The sequence below is a fragment of the Kitasatospora sp. Root107 genome (assembly GCF_001424875.1).
Classification (GTDB): domain Bacteria; phylum Actinomycetota; class Actinomycetes; order Streptomycetales; family Streptomycetaceae; genus Kitasatospora.
Genome location: NZ_LMCT01000067.1, coordinates 198,117 through 218,259 on the forward strand (window position 1 = coordinate 198,117; position 20,143 = coordinate 218,259).

Consider the following 20,143-nt stretch of genomic DNA (forward strand, 5'->3'; position numbering starts at 1 on the left):
TAGCGTGGAGGTACACGCCAGAACCCGCCGAAGGGAGCAGTCCGTTGAGCGATGTGCCCGAGGGTGCCGCAGCGCCCGCGCAGCCCGCGCCGGCCACCGCCGTCCTTCCCCAGCCTGCCGCCGTCACCGTTCCCGGCTCCGGTCTCGGCTGCTGGGACGAGCAGCCCAGATCGCCGTACCGCACGATGCCGGAGGCCGAGCGCTCGGCGCTCTGGCGTCAGCGGCTGCACGAGGCCGAGGCCGGGCTGACCCGCTATCTGGTCTCCCGGGGGGACGGCGTCCACCTGACCGACTGGTTCACCCTGCAGTCCGCGATCTTCGCCGATCTGCCGGACCAGGCGACCGCCGGGGCGGCGGAGTGGCAACGGGTGTTCTTCCGGGGCCAGGCGCTGATGGAGCGTTTCCTGGTCGGCCGGTACGGCGAGCCCGCCCTCGCCGAGTGGGCCAGGTCCAATGCCGACGTGCACCGCGAGGTCGAGCCGGACCACGGCCGGGGCGCCGCCGACCCGATCCACCGGATCGCCCGGCAGGCTGAACTGTACGGCTCCGACTACGAGTTCGACGACGAGCAGCCGCCGAGCGCGGACCGGGCCGCGCTCACCATCACGCACTGCGCGATCTGGGACTACCGCGAGCAGGCCCGCCGCAGCGGCGTCCGGCTCACCCTGGCCTCGCCGTGCACCTACTGCACCGAGGCCACCTCCGCCAACATCCGGGCCAAGGGCTTCCGCCCGGAGTACCGGCTGCGCAGCGGCCCGACCGGCCACGGCTGCCGCTGGGAAGCCTCGGCGCCCGCCTCGGTGCCTGCCGACCCCGACCCCCGCCAGGAGGCGTGATGTGTGGCCTGACCGGCTGGCTCGACTGGGACACCGACCTGCGCCACGCGGGCCGCACCGTCCGGGAGATGACCGCCACCCTGGCCTGCCGGGGCCCGGACGCCGAGGGTGTCTGGCTCTCCCGGCACCTGGCCCTCGGCCACCGCAGGCTGTCGGTGATCGACCTGGCCGGCGGGGGGCAGCCGCTGGCCGACGCGGAGACTCCGCAGGCGGTGCTGGCCTACAACGGCGAGCTGTACAACTACCGCGAGTTGCGGCGGGAGTTGGAGTCGTACGGGCACCGCTTCCGGACCGACTCGGACACCGAGGTGGTGCTCCGCTCGCACCTGCAGTGGGGCGCCGCCGCCCCGGAGCGGTTCAACGGGATCTTCGCGTACGCCGTCTGGGACACCCGGGGTGAGGAACTGCTGCTGGTCCGGGACCACCTGGGGATCAAGCCGCTGTACTGGCACCCGCACCGCAGTGGGGTGCTGTTCGGCTCCGAGCCCAAGGCCCTGCTGGCCAACCCGCTGTTCCCGGCCGAACTCGACGCGACGGGGGTGGCCGAGCTGTTCGCCCTGCCTGCCGCCCCGACCGCCGGGCACGGGCTGTTCCGGGGGCTGAACGAGGTCCGTCCCGGCCACCTGGTCCGGATCACCCGGGGTGCCACCACCGAAGTCCGGTACTGGCGGCTGGAGTCGGCCGCGCACACCGACTCGCCCGAGGCGACCCGGGCGCACGTCCGGGAGCTGCTGGCCGACGCGGTGGAGCGTCAACTGCTCAGCGACGTACCGCTCTGCACGCTGCTCTCCGGCGGTGTGGACTCCAGCGCGATCACCGCCCTGGCGGCGCTCGCCCGGGAGCGGAACGGCCAGGGCAAGATCACCAGCTTCTCGGTGGACTTCCCCGGCAGCGCCGACCGCACGCCCGACGCCTGGCGGACCAGCCTGGACGCACCGTACGTGCAGGCCGCCGCCGAGCACATCGGCACCCTGCACACCTCGGTCCTGATACCCGACGACGACCTGCTGCTCGCCCGGGACGCCGTGCTGCGGGCCCGCGACCGGCCCGGCTGGGGCGAGATGGACGCCTCGCTGCACCTGCTCTTCCGCGAGGTGCGGCACCGCTCCACCGTCGCGCTCTCCGGCGAGGCCGCCGACGAGATCTTCGGCGGCTACCCCTACTTCCACGACGCCGCCGCGCTGGCCTCGGGCACCTTCCCCTGGCTGCACGGCCGGGCCACCCCGGCCGACCTGCTCCGCCCCGAGGTCAGGGCCGAGGTCCGCCCCGAGGAGTACACCGCCGAGGCGTACCGCCGGTCGATCGCCGAAGTGCCGGTGCTGGCCGGGGAGTCGGCGGCCGACGCCCGGGTCCGCGAGGTGTTCCACCTGGCGCTGACCCGCTGGCTGCCGCCGCTGCTGGACCGGGTGGACCGGGTATCGATGTCGGTCGGCCTGGAGGTCCGGGTGCCGTTCTGCGACCACCGGCTGGTGGAGTACCTGTGGAACGTGCCGTGGGCGCTCAAGGCACCCGGCGGCCGGGCCAAGGGCCTGCTCCGGGACGCCGTCCGGGATCTGCTGCCCCCGCAGGTGACGGACCGTCCGAAGAGCGGCTACCCCTCCACCCCGGCGGTCCGCTACACCGAGGTGCTCACCGAGCGGGCACATGCGCTGCTGGCCGACCCGCAGGCCCCGGTCTTCGATCTGGTCGACCGGGCGGTGGTCCGGCAACTGCTCGCCGAGGGACAGCCGTTGCCCAGTCCGCGGACCGCGCCCAACCCGGTCGGCGGTCTCGACCACCTGGTCCAGGTCGACGAGTGGCTGCGCGCCTACCGGGTGGGGCTGCGGTGAGCCCGCGCCCCGCGGCCCGGTCGGACGCGCTCCGGGCCGCCGCCCGGTACTGGAGCACCGGCGTCGCGGTGCTCACCGCCCGGTCCGGTGACGAGGTGTTCGCCAAGACCGTGTCCTCCTTCACCACCCTCTCCCTGGACCCACCGCTGATCAGCGTCGCGGTGGCCGCGCACAGCCCGCTGGCCACTGCCGTCCGCACCGAAGGCCGGTACGCGGTATCGGTGCTGACGGTAGGTCAGCAGGCGGTCGGCCGACGCTTCGCCACCCCGGGGGCGGGCCGGGCGCTCGGGATGTTCACCACCGTCCCGATGCACACCGAGGTCACCGGAGCCCCCGTCCTCGACCACTGCCTGGCCTGGTTCGACTGCCGGCTCCAGGCCGCCCTGCCCGGTGGTGACCACGCCCTGCTGATCGGCGAGGTGCTGGCCGTGGACGGCCGCCCGGGCGAACCGCTGCTCTACCACGACGGCCAGTACCGCGAGTTGGCCGCCCACCACGCCATGACCTCGACAGGAGCCAACGCATGACCCTACTGGACACGCCCGCCCTCGGACGGGGCCTGCTCACGGGTGAGCGGTACCTGGCCGAACTCGACGACGGCCGCGAGCTCTACCTGGACGGCCGCCGCGTCGACAACCCCGCCGAACACCCCGCCTTCCGGCCCGCCGCCGAGGAGCTCGCCCGGCTGCTGGATCTCCAGCACGACCCCGCGCACCGGGACCTGCTGACCTGGCAGGACCCGGACACCGGGCAGCGGATCGCCCGCGCCTACCAGCCGCCGCGCACCCTGGAGGACCTCCGACTGCAGCGCCGCAGCGCCGAGTTCTGGCACGCCGAGGCGCTCGGCCAGCACGGCCGTTCGCCGGCCTTCATGGCCTCGATCGCGCTCGGCGTGTACGACTTCCGGCACCAACTCGCGAGCAGCGACGCCCGGTTCGGCGCCAATGCGGAAGCCTGGTACCGGCACGTGTCGAGCAACGACCTGGTGCTCTCGCACGCCCTCGGCGACCCGCAGATCGACCGCTCGGCCGACCCGGTGGACGACCCCGACCTGGCGCTGCGGGTGCTGGAGGAGAACGAGCACGGCATCGTGGTGCGCGGCGCCAAGCAGCTCACCACGCTGGCGCCGCTGGCCCAGGAGGTGCTGGTCTACCTGTCGGCCTCGTTCACCCAGCGGCGCGGCGAGCAGTTCGTGGTCTGGTTCGCGCTGCCGCTGAACACCCCCGGCCTGCTCACCCTCTGCCGGGAGCCGCTCGGCAGCTCCCCGTGGGGCCACGCCCACCCGCTCGGCGCCCGGTTCGACGAGCAGGACGCGATGCTGTTCTTCGACGACGTACTGGTCCCCTGGGACCGGGTCTTCCTGCTCAGGGACGGCGAGTTGGCCCGGACCGGCCTGGGGCGGATCAACGCCTGGAGCGCGTACATCGGCCACGTCCGCTACCGCGAACGGCTGCGCACCCTGCTGGCCACCGCGACCCTGGTGGCCGAGTCGATCGGGGTGGACGGCTTCCGCAACGTCCAGGAGGACCTGGGGCGGTTGGCCGGGTACGCCGAACTCACCGAGTACTTCATCGACGCCGCCGAGGCCCGTGCCAAGGTCACCGACAGCGGCCTGCTGGCGCCCGGCGACACCGCCGCCAGCCGGGTCTGGTCGGCCGAGGTGGCGGCGAGCGCGGTCGAGATCGTCCGCAAGATCGGCGCCTCCGGACTGCTGATGCAGCCCACCGCGAACGACCTGGCCAACCCCCGGCTCCGCCCGCACCTGGACCGCTACATGCGCGGCCGGGGGATCGACGCCGAGCACAAGTCCCGGCTGTTCCGGCTGGCCTGGGAGCTGACCGGGGACGGCTTCGGCCAGCGCCAGGACCTCTACGAGTACGTCCACCGGGGCGATCTGACCCGCAACCGGATCAACATCTTCCGCCGCTACGACCAGAGCAGCGTCCGGGAACGGCTACTGCAGCTCATCGACACCCCCGCCCCCATCCCCACCCCCGAGGAGGCCCAGCAGTGACCACCGCGTCCGCCGTCGAGATCCAGGCCGGAACGCTGGCCGGCTACGCCGATGCCAGCCGACTGCGCCAAGTCCTGGACCGGGACTGGGTGCTGGACCAGGTGACCGGCAGCCCCGAGACCCTGATCGACCTCGGCAGCGGCATCGGCCAGCTGCTGGAGACCGCCCTGGACCGCCACTCCTCGCTGCGGCTCGCCGTCGGCCTGGAGCGTTCCGAACACCGGATCGCCGAGGCCACCGAGCGGCTCCGCCGGTTCCCCGGCCGGACCGCCCTGCACCAGGCCGACCTGACCGACCCCCAGCCGCTGCCGCTGCTCGCCGACGTGGTCACCATGACCTCGGTGCTGCACTGGCTGTACCCCGTGGAGGACCGGATCTTCTCCTGGGTGGCCGACCGGCTCGCCCCCGACGGCAGCTTCCTGCTGACCACCTACCACCCGGCCCGCGACGCGTTCGGGCTCGGCGGCGAGGACGAGCTGGTCCGGGCCGCACTGGTCGCCACCGGGGTCGAACTCGCTGATGTGCCCAGGGTGTTCGAGCATGGCGAGGTGCTGCCGATCGGCACCAGGACCCGGCCCGCCGAGGAGCTCGGGGCTCTGCTGGCCCGGTACTTCACGGTGGACTCCTACCTGGAGCGGGACGCGGTGGTCACCGTGCAGGACGCGGCCCAGTACGAGCACTTCCACGCCGCCACCTTCGGCGACTACTACAGCCGGCTGGTGCCTCCCGCGCTGCGCACCGCGTTCTTCCGGGTGATCGGCGAGACCGCGCTGCAGCGGCAGGACGAACTCGGCTGGGTGAGCCACATGCCCGTACGCCTGTGGAGGCTCGGGCCGCTCGAGGCCGGCGCCCCTCTAGGCTGACGTACGACGGAACGACCATCCGCCCGAGGAGCTCACAGCATGTCAACTCCCCTCGTCAGCCAGGAACTCGGTGCCTTCCTCCGCGCCCACCGCGAGCAGCTCAAGCCCGCCGACGTCGGCCTGAGATCCACCGCCCGGCGCCGGACCCCGGGCCTGCGGCGGGAGGAGGTGGCCTCGCTGTCGGGGGTCGGACTGGCCTGGTACACCTGGCTGGAGCAGGGCCGGGTGACCGCCTCCCGGCAGGTCCTGGAGGCGGTCACCCGGGCGCTGCAACTGGACGCGGCCGGTCTGCGGCACGCGATGCGGCTGGCCGGCTACCACGAGCCGGCCGGCCCGACTCCGGCGGACGGCGGCCTGGCTGCCGCCGTCCAACCCGTGTTGGACTCCTGGCCGTTGAGCCCGGCGGTGCTGCTCGACCGGCACTTCGACCTGCTCGGCTGGAACGCGCCCTGGTCCGCGCTCTGGGGCCCGCCCGAGGCGGTGCCCGCCGACCGGCGCAACCTGATGTGGCTGATGGCCGCCGACCAGCGGCTGCGGACGGTGCTGCACGACTGGGAGCCGCTGGCCATGAACGTCTTCCAGCACTTCCGCGCCCAGGCCGGGCCCGCCCTCGCCGACCCGCGCACCGGCGAGGTCTACCGCCACCTGGACGAGGACGCACCGGAGCTCAGGCACTGGTGGGGCTGCCACTCGGTGGCCGAACTCACCGCCCGGGCCGTGCTGGTGGAACCGGCCGGGATCGGTCCGGTCCGGCTCACCCTGTCGTCCTTCCACCCGGTGGACGACCCGTCTGCGCTGGTGCTGCTCTTCACCCCGGCCGGGGCCGAGGACCGGGTCCGGATGACCTCGCTGACCGAGCGTCCGCTGCGGTCGGTGCCCGCGCGGGAGGCAGGCTGACGCGGAACCGCCCGGGGCGCGCGCCCCGGGCGGTTCCCAGCGGTGGACTCAGCGGTGGACTCAGCGGCGGCGCAGGCCGGCGCTGACCAGCAGCCCGCCGAGCGCGGCGACCAGCGCCAGCACGGTGCCGACCAGCAGGGTGCCGTCCGCGACGTCCGAGAACGAGCCGACCGCCCAGGCACCGAGCCCGGTCCCCGCGTACATGGTGGAGGTCAGCCAGGCACTGGAGGTGGCCCGCAGCTCGGGTGCCACCGTGCCGGCCAGCGTCTGCTGGTCCGTCACGAACCCGCCGCTGGCCACGAACCAGACCACCACCCCCGCCAGCGCGACCACCAGACCGGGACCGCGCACCGTCAGCGCGATGCCGAGCGCCAGCAGGACGCCCCAGAGCGCCAGCAGCGGCAGGTTGTTCCGCCCGGCCGCCCTGGCCCGGTCACCGAGCCGCCCACCCAGCAGCGAACCGGCGATGCTGCCCGCACCGACCAGGACGCCGACCAGCCCCAGCGCCTCCACCGACAGGTCGAAGCGCTGCACCAGCACCGCCCCGAGGAAGGTGAACGCCCCCAGGTTGGCCGCGCTGAACACGGTGTTCACCAGCAGTGCCCGGCGCAGCACCGGGTCCCCCCAGCCTGCGAGCAGCGCCTTCACCGAACCGCCCGGCGCGGCCCCGACGGCGTCCTGCACCGGGACCTGACGCAGCAGCAGCGGCAGCGCCGCGGCTGTCCCCACGGTCAGCGCCCAGAACGCCGACCGCCACCCCGCCGCCCCCGCCAACAGCCCGCCCAGCGGCACCCCGAGCACCTGCCCGGTCGAGAACAGCGCCATCCCCAGCCCGAGTGCCCGCCCCCGGACCGCGTCCGGCGCGGTCTCGGCGATGTGCGCCCAGATCGCCGGCCCGGCCGCCGCAGCCGCCAGCCCGGCCAGCCCCCGGGAGAGCACCAGCGTGGTCAGATCACTCGACAGCGCGGCCCCGGCGTTCGACAGCACGAACAGGACGGTGCCCGCGACCAGAGCCCTGCGTCGGCCGAAGCGGTCACTCAACAGCCCCAGGAACGGCGCGAACACGGCGTACACCAGCACGTACGCGGTCACACTGGCGGCCGCCGCCGACTCGCTGACGGCGATCGACTCGGCAATGGTCGGCAGCAACGGCGAGATCAGGAATGTCTCGGTCCCGAACAGGAACAGCAACACGAACACGCCCGCATAGCGCAGACGGTCGAACGTTGCGGTTGGCGCCTCGGCGACGCTGGTCATGGGGCATCACTGCTTTCGGAGTCACCTGTACGAAGACCCCAGCGTGTGCCCCGTGCTGACGGGCAGCCAGACAGCCAATCATCCTGTGACTCCAGCTCACAGGAATCGCTGCGGCGGACTCAGACTGTGACCTCGCGGTCGCGCAGTACGGCCTCGGCGAGTCCTTCGCTGTCCAGAACGATGGTGCCCGCAGGCACAGCGGGGTCGTGGCTCATGCCGCGCCCGCTCCAGGGCCGTTCTGCTCCTCGCGAGCGTGGCGGAGAAGGTCGCGCTTCTGCTGGATCTCCTCTGCCGTGAGGGGCCGTGCTCGGCCTCCGCGACGGCGATGAGCTCGTTCTCATGCTACTGAGCGGGGCAGCCGCAGGCTGAGCAGCAGGATCGCCAGCGACCCGAGCGTCTGCAGGGCGAGCACCACCACCAGGGCGTGCGCGAAGCCGAGCGAGGGAGCGAGCGCCAGGTACAGCGTGCCGAGGGTGGCGACGCCCAGGGCCAGGCTGGACTGCTGGGTGGTGGCGAGGACGCCGCTGCCGACGCCGGCCCGGGTGGTGGGGATGCGGGAGAGGACGACGCGGAAGAGCGGGGTGCCGATCAGGCCCTGGCCGATGCCCGCGAGGGCGACGCCGGGGAGCATCCGGAGCGGGGTGAGGTCGGTGGTCAGGGCGGTGGCGGCCAGGGTGGTGAGGCCGAGGGCCTGGACCACCGCGCCGACCGTGATCACCCGGCTGCCGAACCGGCCGACCAGCCGGGGGCCGGACAGCGAGGCGCAGAAGTAGCCGACGGCCATCGGCGCCAGCGTCCAGCCCGCCGTCACGGGGCCGAGTCCGAGGCCCTGTTGGAGCAGGACGGCGATCACGAACATGAAGCCGCCGAAGCCGGTGAAGTAGGGGAGCGCGATGCCGAGTCCGCGCCGCATCTCCGGGAGGCGGAGCAGCGAGAAGGGCAGCAGCGGTACGGCTCCGGCCCGTTCGGTGCGCAGTTCGACGCGGACGAAGGCCCAGGCGAGGAAGGGGAAGGCGGCCAGCAGCACCCAGCCCCACACCGGCCACCCCAGCGCCCGCCCCTCGGTCAGCGGGACGAAGAGCGCGAGCAGGGCGGCGGTGAGCAGAGCGGTACCGGGCAGGTCGATCCCGGTGGCCCGGTCGGCGCGGTTCTCCGGGACGTGACGGAGCGCCAGCAGGGCGGCGAGCAGCGCGAACGGGACGTTCAGCAGGAAGACCGAGCGCCAGCCGGTGCCGAACAGGTCGGCGGCGACCAGCAGCCCGCCGAGCACCTGCCCGGCCACCACCGCCACCCCGCCCGCCGCGCCGTACACGCTGAGCGCCCGGGCCCTGCGGTGGCCGTCGGTGGCGGCGGTGATGGTGCCGAGCACCTGCGGGATCAGCAGTGCGGCGGCCGCGCCCTGGGCAGCCCGGCCTGCGACCAGGCTCCAGGCGTCCGGGGCCAGGCCGCAGATCAGCGAGGTGAGCGCGAAGGCGACGGCGCCGTACAGGAAGAGCCGGCGGCGGCCGAGCGCGTCGCCGAGGCGGCCGCCGAGCACCAGCAGGACGGCGAAGGAGATCCCGTACCCGGCGGCGATCAGCTCCAGGACGGCGGGCCCGGCGCTGAGGTCGTGCTCGATGGTGGGCAGGGCGACGTTGACGACGAAGAAGTCCAGCGAGGGCAGGAAGGCCCCGAGCAGGACGGTGGCGAGCCCGGCGGTGGAGAGCAGGGAACGGGACGGTGCGAGCTGGGGGAGCGTCAGTTGCTGAGTCACGTCCGCTACTCTGGCGCTGGGCCGAGCCGGGTACCAGATGGTCTTTATCCTGGTATCACCAGCACCTGGCAACAGGAGAAGGCCACCGGCATGCTGGTACCCATGACCACGACCACCACCGCCCGCACCGAACTGGCCGCCTTCCTGCGCAGCCGCCGCGAACGGATCTCCCCCGAGCAGGTCGGCCTCCCGATGGTCGGCCGCCGCCGGACGCCAGGGCTGCGCCGCGAGGAGGTGGCGCTGCTCTCGGCGGTCGGGGTCACCTGGTACACCTGGCTGGAGCAGGGCCGCGACATCCAGGTCTCGGCCCAGGTGCTGGACGCAGTGGCGAGGGCGCTGCAGCTCGACCCGACCGAGCGGACCCACCTGTTCGTCCTGGCGGGCAGCGAGGACCCGGTGGCCCGGCCGGAGTGCCCGACCGTGACCCCGGCGGTCCGGCTGCTGCTGGAGCAGCTGGCGCCCTACCCGGCGGCGGTGATCAACAGCAGGTACGACGTGCTGGCCTTCAACCGCTCCTACCACTGGCTGGCCGGTGATCTGGAGGAGCTGCCGTTCGAGGAGCGCAATCTGATGTGGCTGGTCTTCACCGGTGGCACCTTCGGACAGCGGCTGGTGGACCAGGACACGGACCGGCAGGGGATGGTCGCCCGGTTCCGGTCCGCGATGGCCGACCACGGGGCCGAACCGGCCTGGAAGACGCTGCTGCACCGGCTGCGCACCGCCTCGCCGGAGTTCGAGGAGCTCTGGGGCCGCCACGAGGTCGCGGCGGCGGGCAACGGGGTCAAGCGGTTCCTGGTCCCCGAGGCGGGGCTGATCCGGTTCGAGTACACGAGCCTCTGGCTCGGTCCCCGGCCCAGCACCCGGTTGGTCACCTACACGCCGCGGGACCAGGAGAGCCGGGAGAAGCTGCTGCGGCTGGACGCTGCGCCGAGTGGGGGAGAATAGAGAGTCCTGCCCACCCGTCGACGCCCGAGGACCTGCCGCGCCATGACGACCACTCCCGTTGCACCGACGTCCGAGTTCAAGCCGTTGAACATCGGGCCGATGGAGGTCTGGCCGCCGGTCGTGCTGGCGCCGATGGCCGGGATCACCAACGCCCCGTTCCGCACCCTGTGCCGGGAGCAGAGCGGCGGCAAGGGCCTGTACGTGAGCGAGATGATCACCACCCGGGCGCTGGTCGAGCGGAACGCCAAGACCATGCAGCTGATCCACTTCGACCCGAGCGAGAAGCCGCGGTCGATCCAGCTGTACGGGATCGACCCGGGCACCGTCGGGAAGGCGGCCCGGATGATCTCGGACGAGGGCCTGGCCGACCACATCGACCTGAACTTCGGCTGCCCCGTCCCCAAGGTGACCCGGAAGGGCGGCGGCTCGGCGCTGCCGTACAAGCGGAACCTGCTGCGGGAGATCCTCCGCGAGGCGGTGGCCAACGCGGGGGACCTGCCGGTCACCATGAAGATGCGCAAGGGCATCAACGACGAGCACCTCACCTACCTGGACGCCGGCCGGATCGGCGCAGAGGAAGGGGTGTCGGCGATCGCGCTGCACGGCCGCACGGCCGCCCAGCACTACGGCGGCACCGCCGACTGGTCGGCGATCGCCCGGCTGCGCGAGTCCGTCCCGGCGCATGTGCCGGTGCTCGGCAACGGGGACATCTGGGCGGCCGAGGACGCGATCCGGATGATGCGCGAGACCGGCTGCGACGGTGTGGTGGTCGGACGTGGCTGCCTGGGGCGGCCGTGGCTGTTCAAGGACCTGGTGCAGATCTTCGAGGGCGAGGTGGACTACGCCCGGCCGGCCTTCGCCGACGTGGCCCGCGCGATGGTGCGCCATGCCGAGCTGCTGGGGGAGTGGATCGGGGACGAGACGCGCGGCGTGGTCGACTTCCGCAAGCACGTCGCCTGGTACACCAAGGGCTTCTCGGTCGGCTCCGAGCTCCGGGTGAAGCTGGCGATGTCGAGTTCACTGGCCGAACTCACCGAGACGCTGGCCCAGGTCGAGCAGACCCAGCTCTGGCCGGAGAGCGCCGACGGTCCGCGCGGCCGGACCAGCGGCAACAACCGGGTGGTACTCCCCGAGGGCTGGTTGGACGATCCGTACGACTGCGCCCGGCCCAGCCTTGACGCCGAATCGGACACGTCAGGCGGCTGATCGCTACGGAGTGGCCAAATGGGCCGCGAAGGCGCACAGGCCGCCCTGGCCGAGCCCTCTTGGACAACCTGGCCAAGAGGGCTCCTTTGTGGCAGATTTTGGTGACTAGTAGCACTCGAAGCTAGACACAAGGTGACCGACCGTCCGTTCGGCGTACGCCCGACGGCTGAGATGCGCCCGTGACGCTGGCCACATACCGTGGCCCTGGCGGCCGATCAGGTGGGCCGGACGGGCTTCGGAGGGCTGGAACGCTTCCCGAAGGGCCCGAGCGCCGAACCGCCGGACTGGCTGCAGGAAATCAAGCCGGGGCAACACGGCAGTCGATCTGCCGCTACTCTCCGTCCGGTTCGTGTGATCTTCGCGTTTCGTTGTGTTCAATACTTGAAGCATTGCTAGCGTCAGCCGGACGATTTCAACAACAGAGGTGAACGCCTGGACGGGCATTAGATCTGTCGGGTCGGCCGCCACCCCTAGGCATGTAGGGCCTGTTGGGGGCGCGGCAGCGCCTTCGAAATGGGTATGTTCTCCGGCGTCAGGGCAACCGTGTGCGAGGAGACGACCCGTGCCGTCCGAGCAGAAGTTTGTTTACTCCTTCACCGAAGGAAACAAGGACCTCAAGGACCTTCTTGGTGGCAAGGGTGCCAACCTCGCCGAGATGACCAACCTCGGTCTCCCGGTCCCTCCGGGGTTCACCATCACCACCGAGGCCTGCAAGGTCTTCCTGGAGACCGGCAGCGAGCCCTCATCGCTGCACCGGGAGATCAGCAGCCACCTGGAGTCCCTCGAAGCCGAGATGGGCAAGCAGCTCGGCCAGGGCGACGACCCGCTGCTGGTCTCGGTCCGCTCCGGGGCCAAGTTCTCCATGCCCGGCATGATGGACACCGTCCTGAACATCGGCCTCTCCGACACCTCGGTGCTCGGCCTGGTAGCGCAGTCCGGCAACGAGCGGTTCGCCTGGGACTCGTACCGCCGGCTGGTCCAGATGTTCGGCAAGACCGTGCTCGGCGTCGACGGTGAGCTGTTCGAGGAGGCGCTGGACGAGGCCAAGCAGGCCAAGGGCACCGAGAACGACCTCGACCTGACGGCCGAGGACCTCAAGGCGCTGGTGGAGACCTTCAAGGGCATCGTGCTCCGGGAGACCGGCCGCGCGTTCCCGCAGGAGCCGCGCGAGCAGATGGACCTGGCGATCCACGCCGTCTTCCACTCCTGGAACGGCGACCGGGCCCGGCTCTACCGCCGCCAGGAGCGCATCCCGAACGACCTGGGCACGGCGGTCAACGTCTGCTCGATGGTCTTCGGCAACCTCGGCGAGGACTCCGGCACCGGTGTCGCGTTCACCCGTGACCCCTCCACCGGCGCGGTCGGCGTCTACGGCGACTACCTCTCCAACGCTCAGGGCGAGGACGTGGTGGCGGGTATCCGCAACACCCTCCAGCTGGCCGACCTGGAGCAGCTCGACAAGAAGTCGTACGACGAGCTGATGGCGATCATGCAGAAGCTCGAGCTGCACTACCGCGACCTGTGCGACATCGAGTTCACCATCGAGCGCGGCAAGCTCTGGATGCTGCAGACCCGGATCGGCAAGCGCACCGCCGCCGCCGCGTTCCGGATCGCCGTCCAGCTGGTCGACCAGGGCCTGATCGACCTGGACGAGGCGCTGCACCGGGTGACGGGTGGTCAGCTCTCCCAGCTGATGTTCCCGCGGTTCGCCCCGAACGCGGAGTCCAAGCAGGTCGGCTGGGGCATCGCCGCCTCGCCCGGCGCGGCGGTCGGCAAGGTGGTCTTCGACTCCTACACCGCCGTCAAGTGGTCCCGCTCCGGCGAGAAGGTGATCCTGGTCCGCCGGGAGACCAACCCGGACGACCTCGAGGGCATGATCGCGGCCGAGGGCATCCTCACCTCGCGCGGCGGCAAGACCTCGCACGCGGCCGTGGTGGCCCGTGGCATGGGCAAGACCTGTGTCTGCGGTGCCGAGGAGCTCGAGGTCGACACCAAGCGCCGCCGGATGACCACCTCCGACGGCCAGGTGATCGAGGAGGGCGACGTCGTCTCGATCGACGGGGCGAACGGCCGGGTCTACCTCGGTGAGGTACCGGTGCTGCCGTCCCCGGTGGTGGAGTACTTCGAGGGCACCCTGCACGCGGGCGCCGACGTCCAGGGCGGGCTGGTGCAGGCCGTGCACCGGCTGATGGCGCACGCCGACGTCCGCCGCCGGCTCGCGGTCCGCGCCAACGCCGACAACGCCGAGGACGCCAACCGCGCCCGCCGGTACGGCGCGCAGGGCATCGGCCTGTGCCGCACCGAGCACATGTTCCTCGGTGAGGAGCGCCGCAAGGAGGTCGAGCACCTGATCCTGGCGGACAACGACAAGGACCGGGAGCTCGCGCTCTCCACCCTGATGCCGCTGCAGAAGGGTGACTTCCTGGAGCTGTTCCAGTCGATGGACGGCCTCCCGGTGACGGTGCGTCTGCTGGACCCGCCGCTGCACGAGTTCCTCCCGGACATCACCGAGCTGTCGGTCCGGGTCGCCCTCGCCGAGGCCCGCAAGGACCCGAACGAGAACGACCTGCGGCTGCTCCAGGCGGTGCACAAGCTGCACGAGCAGAACCCGATGCTGGGTCTGCGCGGCGTCCGGCTCGGCCTGGTCATCCCCGGTCTGTTCGGGATGCAGGTCCGGGCGATCGCGGAGGCGGCCGCCGAGCGCAAGCTGGCCGGCGGCGACCCGCGTCCCGAGGTGATGATCCCGCTGGTCGGCACTGTGCAGGAGCTGGAGCTGGTCCGGGACGAGTGCGAGCGAGTACTCGCCGAGGTGGCCTCCTCCACCGGGGTGTCGCTGGACATCAAGCTGGGCACGATGATCGAGCTGCCCCGCGCCGCGCTGACCGCCGGTCAGATCGCCGAGGCCGCCGAGTTCTTCTCGTTCGGCACCAACGACCTGACCCAGACCGTCTGGGGCTTCTCCCGGGACGACGTGGAGGCCTCCTTCTTCACGGCCTACCTGGAGAAGGGCATCTTCGGGGTCAGCCCGTTCGAGACCATCGACCGGGACGGCGTCGGCGCGCTGGTCAAGCACGCCGTCGAGGCCGGCCGGGCCACCCGCCCCGACCTCAAGCTCGGCGTCTGCGGCGAGCACGGCGGCGACCCGGAGTCGGTGCACTTCTTCCACGAGGTGGGCCTGGACTACGTGTCCTGCTCCCCCTTCCGGATTCCGGTGGCGCGCCTGGAGGCAGGCCGCGCCGCCCTCAAGACGGCGGGCAGCGACTCGCGCTGATCCCTGATCAGCGCGGTCCCATCGCTGACCGCACCCCCTCCAACGGGGAGGGGCGTACGGCGGAGCTCGGCGCAGGAGAGCCGCCGTACGTAGTAAGCCGTCGGGGTGGGTACGGACAATGGCGTCCGTACCCGCCCCGGCGGCGTTTTGTCGTCTGCCCGGCCGGGCGGGGCGGCAAGCTGGGCGGATGAACCGCCGTCTCCGTCTCCTCGCCGTCCTGTTGCCGGCCCTCGGGCTGTTCGGCTGCGGCGGTGGTCAGCAGGCCGATGCCCCCGCGAGTGCCGGGTGGGTGCCGACCAGTGCCGCGTACGCCGACGTCTGCCGGACCAAGCTGCCGGTCCAGGCCAGGGACACCCTCGCGCTGGTCGCCAAGGGCGGCCCGTACCCCTACCGCTCGGACGGGATCGTCTTCGAGAACCGGGAGGGGCGGCTGCCCCGGATGAAGGGCGACTACTACCACGAGTACACCGTGGTCACCCCGGGCTCGCCGACCCGGGGCGCCCGACGGGTGGTCACCGGGTCGGCGGGGGAGCAGTACTGGACGGCGGACCACTACGACACCTTCGAGGAGATCGACGCGCGCTGCTGAGAAACTACTTTCCAATCAGGAAAGTAGATGTCACCATGGAACAACTTGCTGATCCGAGGGGGATTTCCATGGACAAGCCGCTCACGCCCGCCGAAGCACTTGCACTGGCTGGTCGGGCCACCGCCGCCGCCGAGCGGCCGATACCGCTGCCCGGCTGGTACGGGCCGGGGATCGGCGCCGTCTTCCTGGTGCAGGGGGTGCTCGTCGGGGCCGCGATCCAGTTCGAGGTGGAGTGGCTGCGCATCGTCGGCTGCGCGATGGCGGCCCCCCTGATCGGGATGCTGGCCGCGATCGCCGCCCGGTCCAGCGGGGTGGCCCAGCGGCCGAGGCCGGGTGTCGCCAAGCTTGCGGTGGTCACCGTGCTGGTGATCGCTGCGGCCTATCTGGCCGTCGGTGGCCTGGGCTGGTGGGGCGGACTGCCGATGCTGCCGGTCGGCCTGGTGGCGGGCGCCACCGCCGGTGGGGCGTTCTGGCTGGCCATGCTCCAGGTCAACCGGCAGATCCGCCGCGAGCTGGAGCAGACCCGGTGACCGGTCTTGACCCGAACCTGCACCACCCCACCCGGCTGACGGTGCTGGCCTTCCTGAGCGGGTGTCAGGAGGCCGAGTTCGGCGCGGTGCGGGACTACTGCCAGGTCTCCGACTCGGTGCTGAGCAAGACCGCCGCGACCCTGGAGGAGCTCGGCTACGTCAAGGCCAAGAAGGGGTACGTGGGCAAGCGCCCGCGCACCTGGCTGGCCGCCAGCCGGGCCGGACGGGCGGCGCTGGCCGGTCACCTGACGGCACTTCAGCAGCTGGCCAGTGCCGCCGCCGAGGCAGCGGGGGCCGACGGTTAGTCGGTTGTTCCAGCGATCGGGGGCGGCGATGATCTGCGCATGTCTACCTTCTCCGCCCCCGACGGTACGTCGCTCACCTGCCACCACTCGGGCCAGGGCGCCCCACTGGTCTGCCTGCCCGGTGGCCCGATGCGCGACTCCGCGTACTTCGGCGACCTCGGCGGGCTCGACGTCCACCGCAGCCTGATCCGCCTCGACCTGCGCGGCACCGGGGACTCCGAGCCCTCCGCCGACCCGGCGGGCTACCGCTGCGACCGCCAGGTCGACGACGTGGAGGCGCTCCGCAAGGAGCTCGGCCTGGACACCTTCGACCTGCTCGCCCACTCCGCCGGGGCCGACCTCGCCGTGCTGTACGCCGCCCGCTACCCGGCCCGGGTGGGCCGGCTGCTGCTGGTCACCCCGGCGGCGGGCGCACTCGGGCTCGCGGAGGGGCCGGACGACCGGGCCGAGGCCGCCGAGCTGACGGCCGGTGAGCCGTGGCACCCCGCCGCGCTGGCGGCGCTGGCGGCCACCAGGCAAGGGGTGTTCGACTTCGAGGCGTTCGCCCCGCTGATCTACGGCCGCTGGGGCGCCGCCGAACAGGACCACGTCGCCCGGCGCGCCACCCAGGCACACCCCGAACTCGGCGGCCGCTACTACGCGGAGGGCGCCTTCGACCCCGAGGCCACCCGGGCCGCGCTGGCCGCCCTGACCGCGCCGGTCCTGGTGCTGGCGGGCGCATACGACGGCAGCCCGAACCCGGCCTTCGCGGCGCGGATCGCGGCCGCCTTCCCGGCCGGCGAGTCCTCGGTACTGCCCGCGATCGGCCACTTCCCGTGGGTCGGCGAGTCGGCCGGCTTCGTCGGCGCCGTCCGGGAATTCCTCGACCGTTGAGCCCGTGGCCTGGCAGGATCGGGGGCAATGACTCCCTCCTACCAGGCCCTCCAGGGCCTCTCTGTCGGCGACGCCTTCGGCGCCCAGTTCTTCGTCCCCGCCAACCGCCCATACCTGATCAACCGTCAGCTCCCGCCCGCGCCGTGGCCGTGGACCGACGACACCGAGATGGCCTGCTCGGTCTACGCCTGCTGGACCGAGCGCGGGGCGCTGGACAGCTCCGAGCTCACGTACTCCTTCGCCCGGCGGCACGACTTCGACCGGGGCTACGGCCCGGCGGCCAACCGGCTGCTCCGGCTGATCCGGGAGGGCGGTGACGCCCGGGCGCTGGCCGCCGGACTGTTCGACGGGCAGGGCTCGTTCGGCAACGGCGCCGCGATGCGGGTCGCCCCGCTCGGTGCGGCCTTCGCCGCCGACCCGGCCGCCGTGGTCGGGCCCGCCACGGTCAGCGCCGTGATCACCCACACCCATCCGCAGGGCGTGGCCGGGGCGGTCGCCGTCGCGGTGGCCGCCGCGTACGCGGTTCGGGCCAGGACCGAACCGACCACCCCCGCACGGTTTCTGACGGATGTGAGGGCGCTGACCCCTCCCGGGGCGGTGCACGCCGGGATCGGTGAGGCGATCGCGCTGCTGGGGGAGCCCGACCACCGCACCGCCGCGTACGTGCTCGGCAACGGCAGCCGGACCAGCGCCGCCGACACCGTGCCGTTCGCGCTCTGGGCAGCGGCCCGGAACCTGGCCGACTTCGAGGCGGCCCTCTGGGAGACCGTCTCGGCCGGCGGCGACGTGGACACCACGGCCGCCATCGTCGGCGGCATCGTGGCCGCGCACACCGGCAGCGCCGGCATCCCCGCCGCCTGGCTGGCCGCCACCGAACCGCTGCCCGCCTGGGCCACCGCCGCACCCGGAGCGGCCGGTACGGCCGGAGTGCGGTAAATCGGGCTGCGGGTGGGCCGAGGGCCGCCGTACGCTGCGGAGCATGGGACATCTGCGCTCCGTGAACCTTGCCCACCCGCGCCCGAACCCGGCCAAGCCGGAGACCGGGAGCACCGGAATCGACAAGCGGCCGACCGATCAGGCAGTGGAGGTGCGGGCTCCGGGCGGGACGGTCGGGTCCGGGCTGGTCGGGGACGCGATCTTCGACAGCGTGAACCACGGCGGTGACGAACAGGCGGTGTACGCCTACGCCAGGGAGGCGCTCGACGAGTGGGAGAAGGAGCTCGGGCGGGAGCTGTCCGACGGGTGCTTCGGGGAGAACCTGACGACCCGGGGGATCGCGGTGGACGACGCGCTGATCGGGGAGCGCTGGCGGGTCGGGGAGCAGGTGCTGCTGGAGGTGACGGTGCCCCGGGTGCCCTGCTCGACCTTCGCCGACTGGCTGGCCGAGCAGCGCTGGGTGAAGCGGTTCACCCAGCGGGCGCTGCCCGGGGCCTATCTGCGGGTGCTGGAGCCCGGCGTGGTCCGGGCCGGGGACCAGATCACCGTCGAATACCGGCCTGCCCACGACCTGACCATCGCCGAGACCTTCCGGGCGCTGACCACCGAGCCCGAGTTGCTGCCGAAGCTGATCGACGTGGCCGAACTCCCGGAGCAGACCCGGGAGCTGGCCCGTCGGCGGACCGCCCCGAAGAGCTAGGCGGTGATCAGCGGCGCACCGTGCCGGCGGCACTCCTGCGGGATGGCCCGGTCCGGTGCGCTCGGCGAGTTGGCGGCCGCGATCCGCAGCTCGACGATGTCGCGGACCGCGGGCCACTCCTCGTCCAGGATCGAGTAGAAGGCGGTCGACCTGACCACCCCGTCCAGGCCGCGCGAGTGGGCCCGGCGGACGCCCTCGGAGGTGGCGCCGAGCCGTTCGATCGCGGCCCGCGAGCGCAGGTTGCGGGCGTCGGCCCGGAGCGAGATCCGGCGCACCCGCCACTGCTCGAAGGCGTACCGGAGCATCAGCAGCTTGGCCTCGGTGTTGATCCCGGTGCCCTGGGCCCGGGCGGACAGCCAGGTGGCGCCGATCTCGGCCGCGTCCGGCACCGCGCTCTGCGGGTCGCCGTACGGCACGCCGGGGGTCGGCGGCCAGACCACCGGGCCCTGCCAGTAGTCGAGTTCCAGGAACCGGGTGGAGCCCACCACCCGGTTGTCCGCCACCGCCACCGTGGCGAACGGCAGCGACCGTCCGACGGCCTGGTCGGCGAGCGCCCGCCCGATGTAGTCCCGGGCGGCTTCGAGGCCGTGCGGGACGGGCGTGAAGGCGTAGGTCGTACGGTCCTCGGCGCCGGCGTCGGCGAGTGCCTCGGCGTGGTGCTCGGCGAGAGGCTCCAGCCGCACGGTGCGGCCGATGAGGGTGACGGGTACGGGCACGGAACCTTCGGTCCTTCGGCTGTCGTAGGAGCCCGGGAACCGTGGAGCGGCACTCGGGCAGGGGACGTTCGCCCCGATCCGGGGGCCTGCCACCGGTCTCGGCGTACGCCGGAGACGCCCGGCGGTACGGAGGGACGGCGACAGCCCGGAGTCGGGCAGCGCGATGCCGGAACGGACACGGAACCACGGGGCCGGTCCGGCGAGGGATGAGCGAGGGGACAGTGTGCGTCCGCGAGATGGCCGAGAGAGCTAAGAGAGCGCGAAGAGAAACAGGCGGCCAAGTGAAGGCAAGGTGCGATGTGGGGGTGGCTGACCGCACCGGGCCGGGACGTGACGACGGCGTGACGAACGACGTGACGACGACGCGGCGATGCGAGGCAGCGAGAGGACGATACCCGTCCGAAGGCGGTGCGTCACTTCACGGCGCGTCATCCGTGGCGCGCGGCCTCGGGGCCCGCGCCGCCACCGCTGCCCCGCGCTCCTCGGTAGGGCCCTCACCTGCGGTTTCGTGCGGGGATGCGATGATTCTCGGACGTTCGCCACACGCGTACACCGGCGGCCCGGCAGAGTGGGAATGCCGACGCTCCGGGGCGCGCTGGACTGAGCGACGAGACGAACGACTA

At 72.4% G+C, this 20,143-nt stretch carries 18 protein-coding genes; 15 read left to right on the forward strand and 3 right to left on the reverse strand.

Going from position 1 to position 20,143, the window contains the following annotated elements; translation table 11 throughout:
• Positions 1 to 44: 44 nt before the first annotated feature.
• The 6 genes from ASC99_RS32125 to ASC99_RS32150 are packed head-to-tail and all read left to right on the forward strand — an operon-like array spanning position 45 to position 6,439.
• Entirely contained in the window at positions 45 to 836 is a 792-nt protein-coding gene (locus ASC99_RS32125) for a hypothetical protein (protein ID WP_157531890.1), read from the forward strand.
• Complete coding sequence (gene asnB / locus ASC99_RS32130; RefSeq protein WP_057238705.1) at positions 836 to 2,665, forward strand: asparagine synthase (glutamine-hydrolyzing); 1,830 nt, start codon at positions 836 to 838, stop codon at positions 2,663 to 2,665. Before ASC99_RS32125 ends, asnB begins: the two co-directional genes overlap by 1 nt.
• On the forward strand, positions 2,662 to 3,192 hold the full coding sequence (locus ASC99_RS32135) for a flavin reductase family protein (protein ID WP_057238706.1): 531 nt from the start codon (positions 2,662 to 2,664) through the stop codon (positions 3,190 to 3,192). Before asnB ends, ASC99_RS32135 begins: the two co-directional genes overlap by 4 nt.
• On the forward strand, positions 3,189 to 4,679 hold the full coding sequence (locus ASC99_RS32140) for a 4-hydroxyphenylacetate 3-hydroxylase family protein (RefSeq protein ID WP_057238708.1): 1,491 nt from the start codon (positions 3,189 to 3,191) through the stop codon (positions 4,677 to 4,679). The genes ASC99_RS32135 and ASC99_RS32140 overlap by 4 nt, the downstream gene beginning before the upstream one ends.
• On the forward strand, positions 4,676 to 5,542 hold the full coding sequence (locus tag ASC99_RS32145; RefSeq protein WP_057238710.1) for a trans-aconitate 2-methyltransferase: 867 nt from the start codon (positions 4,676 to 4,678) through the stop codon (positions 5,540 to 5,542). Before ASC99_RS32140 ends, ASC99_RS32145 begins: the two co-directional genes overlap by 4 nt.
• 39 nt (positions 5,543 to 5,581) lie before the next feature.
• Entirely contained in the window at positions 5,582 to 6,439 is an 858-nt protein-coding gene (locus ASC99_RS32150; protein ID WP_057238712.1) for a helix-turn-helix transcriptional regulator, read from the forward strand.
• Between the two features lie 60 nt (positions 6,440 to 6,499).
• Here ASC99_RS32150 and ASC99_RS32155 read toward each other — a convergent pair whose 3' ends face one another.
• Positions 6,500 to 7,696 (reverse strand): MFS transporter, encoded by a 1,197-nt coding sequence (locus tag ASC99_RS32155; RefSeq protein WP_057238715.1) that lies wholly within the window; start codon positions 7,694 to 7,696, stop codon positions 6,500 to 6,502.
• Between the two features lie 337 nt (positions 7,697 to 8,033).
• A complete protein-coding gene (locus ASC99_RS32160) occupies positions 8,034 to 9,449 on the reverse strand; it encodes an MFS transporter (protein ID WP_235502869.1) in 1,416 nt (471 codons plus the stop codon).
• Between the two features lie 102 nt (positions 9,450 to 9,551).
• Between ASC99_RS32160 and ASC99_RS32165 the strand changes: the two genes are divergently transcribed.
• From ASC99_RS32165 to ASC99_RS32205, 9 genes are all read left to right on the forward strand, one after another.
• Positions 9,552 to 10,394: a helix-turn-helix transcriptional regulator gene (locus tag ASC99_RS32165; RefSeq protein WP_082598833.1), complete on the forward strand. Its 843-nt coding sequence runs from the start codon at positions 9,552 to 9,554 to the stop codon at positions 10,392 to 10,394.
• 42 nt (positions 10,395 to 10,436) lie between these two features.
• Positions 10,437 to 11,600: a tRNA dihydrouridine synthase DusB gene (gene dusB / locus ASC99_RS32170; RefSeq protein WP_057238719.1), complete on the forward strand. Its 1,164-nt coding sequence runs from the start codon at positions 10,437 to 10,439 to the stop codon at positions 11,598 to 11,600.
• A gap of 562 nt (positions 11,601 to 12,162) precedes the next feature.
• Positions 12,163 to 14,871 (forward strand): pyruvate, phosphate dikinase, encoded by a 2,709-nt coding sequence (gene ppdK, locus ASC99_RS32175; RefSeq protein ID WP_057238721.1) that lies wholly within the window; start codon positions 12,163 to 12,165, stop codon positions 14,869 to 14,871.
• Positions 14,872 to 15,058: 187 nt separating this feature from the next.
• Positions 15,059 to 15,460, forward strand: a complete 402-nt coding sequence (locus tag ASC99_RS32180) for a ribonuclease domain-containing protein (RefSeq protein WP_057238722.1) — start codon at positions 15,059 to 15,061, stop codon at positions 15,458 to 15,460.
• A gap of 68 nt (positions 15,461 to 15,528) precedes the next feature.
• Entirely contained in the window at positions 15,529 to 15,990 is a 462-nt protein-coding gene (locus ASC99_RS32185) for a hypothetical protein (RefSeq protein ID WP_057238724.1), read from the forward strand.
• Positions 15,987 to 16,295 (forward strand): transcriptional regulator, encoded by a 309-nt coding sequence (locus ASC99_RS32190; protein ID WP_057238726.1) that lies wholly within the window; start codon positions 15,987 to 15,989, stop codon positions 16,293 to 16,295. The genes ASC99_RS32185 and ASC99_RS32190 overlap by 4 nt, the downstream gene beginning before the upstream one ends.
• 39 nt (positions 16,296 to 16,334) lie before the next feature.
• Positions 16,335 to 17,168 carry an alpha/beta fold hydrolase gene (locus ASC99_RS32195; RefSeq protein ID WP_057238728.1) on the forward strand — a complete coding sequence of 278 codons (834 nt, stop codon included), beginning with the start codon at positions 16,335 to 16,337 and terminating at the stop codon, positions 17,166 to 17,168.
• Positions 17,169 to 17,195: 27 nt separating this feature from the next.
• Positions 17,196 to 18,104, forward strand: coding sequence for an ADP-ribosylglycohydrolase family protein (locus tag ASC99_RS32200; protein ID WP_057238730.1), 909 nt, complete (start codon positions 17,196 to 17,198; stop codon positions 18,102 to 18,104).
• A gap of 43 nt (positions 18,105 to 18,147) precedes the next feature.
• Positions 18,148 to 18,804 carry an MOSC domain-containing protein gene (locus ASC99_RS32205; protein ID WP_200948483.1) on the forward strand — a complete coding sequence of 219 codons (657 nt, stop codon included), beginning with the start codon at positions 18,148 to 18,150 and terminating at the stop codon, positions 18,802 to 18,804.
• On the opposite strand, the gene ASC99_RS32210 is transcribed toward ASC99_RS32205, so the two are convergent.
• The gene (locus tag ASC99_RS32210; RefSeq protein WP_057238732.1) at positions 18,801 to 19,520 is read right to left on the reverse strand and encodes a GNAT family N-acetyltransferase; all 720 of its coding nucleotides are present in this window, start codon (positions 19,518 to 19,520) and stop codon (positions 18,801 to 18,803) included. The genes ASC99_RS32205 and ASC99_RS32210 overlap by 4 nt on opposite strands.
• Positions 19,521 to 20,143 lie beyond the last annotated feature (623 nt).

Excerpts from the sequence above, each read along its gene's own strand:
- asnB (WP_057238705.1), top strand. The coding sequence starts at position 836 with ATGTGTGGCCTGACCGGCTGGCTCGACTGGGACACCGACCTGCGCCAC.
- ASC99_RS32140 (WP_057238708.1), top strand. The coding sequence starts at position 3,189 with ATGACCCTACTGGACACGCCCGCCCTCGGACGGGGCCTGCTCACGGGT.
- ASC99_RS32150 (WP_057238712.1), top strand. The coding sequence starts at position 5,582 with ATGTCAACTCCCCTCGTCAGCCAGGAACTCGGTGCCTTCCTCCGCGCC.
- ASC99_RS32155 (WP_057238715.1), bottom strand. The coding sequence starts at position 7,696 with ATGACCAGCGTCGCCGAGGCGCCAACCGCAACGTTCGACCGTCTGCGC.
- ASC99_RS32165 (WP_082598833.1), top strand. The coding sequence starts at position 9,552 with ATGACCACGACCACCACCGCCCGCACCGAACTGGCCGCCTTCCTGCGC.
- dusB (WP_057238719.1), top strand. The coding sequence starts at position 10,437 with ATGACGACCACTCCCGTTGCACCGACGTCCGAGTTCAAGCCGTTGAAC.
- ASC99_RS32180 (WP_057238722.1), top strand. The coding sequence starts at position 15,059 with ATGAACCGCCGTCTCCGTCTCCTCGCCGTCCTGTTGCCGGCCCTCGGG.
- ASC99_RS32185 (WP_057238724.1), top strand. The coding sequence starts at position 15,529 with ATGGACAAGCCGCTCACGCCCGCCGAAGCACTTGCACTGGCTGGTCGG.
- ASC99_RS32195 (WP_057238728.1), top strand. The coding sequence starts at position 16,335 with ATGTCTACCTTCTCCGCCCCCGACGGTACGTCGCTCACCTGCCACCAC.
- ASC99_RS32200 (WP_057238730.1), top strand. The coding sequence starts at position 17,196 with ATGACTCCCTCCTACCAGGCCCTCCAGGGCCTCTCTGTCGGCGACGCC.
- ASC99_RS32205 (WP_200948483.1), top strand. The coding sequence starts at position 18,148 with ATGGGACATCTGCGCTCCGTGAACCTTGCCCACCCGCGCCCGAACCCG.